Below are 1,674 nucleotides of genomic sequence, written 5' to 3'. Positions count from 1 at the left end.
TGAAGTGAACCCTGTCAAGTAGACAATAAAAAAAACAAAATAGTATTATGCAGCCTGATTCCTATATTCAAATGGAGTCAGGCTATTTAATTTCCATTGATAACGTTGCTTATTATAATATTTAACATAGTTATCTATTGATGTTACTAAGTCTTCATATAATTTAAATTTCTTACCATTATATGCTTCATCTTTATAATGACTCCAAAAACTTTCCATTGGTGCATTATCAATACATTTACCTACACGTGACATACTTTTTTGAATTCCATATTCTAATAAAACATTTGAATATTGATATGAAGTATACTGGTAACCTCGATCACTATGCAATATTGGCTTTGCTCCCGGATTTGCTCTCAAAGCTTTTTCGATTGTGTTTAAAACTAATACGTTATCATTTTTCTTACTTACTTCATAAGCAATAATTTCTCCACCATATAAGTCTTTAACTGCACTCAAATAAGCCTTTTGACCATTACCATAACTTAGATAGGTGACGTCCGTCACCCATTTCTGATTAGGTCTATCAGCTTTAAATTTACGATTTAAAATATTTTCTGCAGTTTCTTGTTCTGATGAAACAGTATATATCCTGCGTTTACGTCTAATTATTGATGCAATTCCAATTTTTCTCATCAATCGCCGTACACGTTTATGATTTACCTTAAGTCCATAATCACGTCGTACTTTCATTGTTAAAGTACGATATCCAGCTCTTTGATTACTAATGATAAATTCATCTTTAAGAACTCTCATTATATACTTATTTAATCTTTCTGCTTTAGATTCTGTAGTATTTTTCCACTTATAATATCCGGAACGTGAAATCCTTAAATATGTACATAGTGCTTTTACCGTCATTATTTTTGGATATTCTTTACAAAGTTCATCTATAGCCTGAAACTTAAGCCTTTTACTTACTTCTTCACCACCTTTTGTAGGGCGTACAATTTTTTTAAGATCATATTCTCCATTTCTTTTTCAGCTAATTTTTCTTTAAGTTTAATAATCTCAAGTTTTTGTCGTTCTTTTTCGGATAAACTTTTTACATCGCGATTCTTTAAATTTTTTCCACGTCTGTCTTTAAGACCTTCTATTCCTGAATCATTAAATTTTCTAACCCAATTATATATTTGATTATAAGATACATTATATTCCTTACATGCCCAGGCATAATCATTGCCTTTGGCAATGGTATTCTTCACAATTGCAATTCTTTCTTCTAAAGTTGTTTTACGTGCAGATGTCATTCTTGTTGTTCCTCCAGTAGTAGTACTACTGGTATTATACTTATAAATCCATTGCCTTAAAAGTGAATGATTAGAAATATTGTATTTATCGCAACATTCAGGCATTGAACCTTTGCCATCTAAATAATATTGGACAGCAGCTTCTTTTAATTCCTTAGGATATTTTTTCCAAGTATGTGATTCTTTTAATCCATCTATACCGTTATGCTTGTACTTACTAACCCATCTACGAATTGTAACTCCGTTAGCACCAGTAATTTTTTGAATTTCACAAATTCGATGCTTTCCAGAAAGAAGCATTTCTACGCTTTTTATTTTAACTTCTAACGAATATTTAACCCTTTTTGACATACAAAAACTCCCTCCAGAATAGATACAGAATTTTATTTATTTCTGTGTCTACTCTAAAGGGAGCATATCA

The 1,674-nt window shown here is 30.6% G+C and carries 2 protein-coding genes; both read right to left on the bottom strand.

Going from position 1 to position 1,674, the window contains the following annotated elements; all coding sequences use genetic code 11:
* Positions 1-45: 45 nt before the first annotated feature.
* A complete protein-coding gene (locus JCM14209_RS08540; RefSeq protein WP_235804108.1) occupies positions 46-897 on the bottom strand; it encodes an IS3 family transposase in 852 nt (283 codons plus the stop codon).
* 23 nt (positions 898-920) lie between these two features.
* The gene (locus tag JCM14209_RS08535) at positions 921-1,604 is read right to left on the bottom strand and encodes a helix-turn-helix domain-containing protein (protein ID WP_025023032.1); all 684 of its coding nucleotides are present in this window, start codon (positions 1,602-1,604) and stop codon (positions 921-923) included.
* Between the last annotated feature and the right edge of the window lie 70 nt (positions 1,605-1,674).

Source organism: Ligilactobacillus hayakitensis DSM 18933 = JCM 14209 (assembly GCF_000615845.1).
GTDB classification, from domain to species: Bacteria; Bacillota; Bacilli; order Lactobacillales; family Lactobacillaceae; genus Ligilactobacillus; species Ligilactobacillus hayakitensis.
The sequence above is the reverse complement of the archived record's forward strand: the minus strand, read 5'-3'. Positions and strand labels throughout refer to the sequence as shown.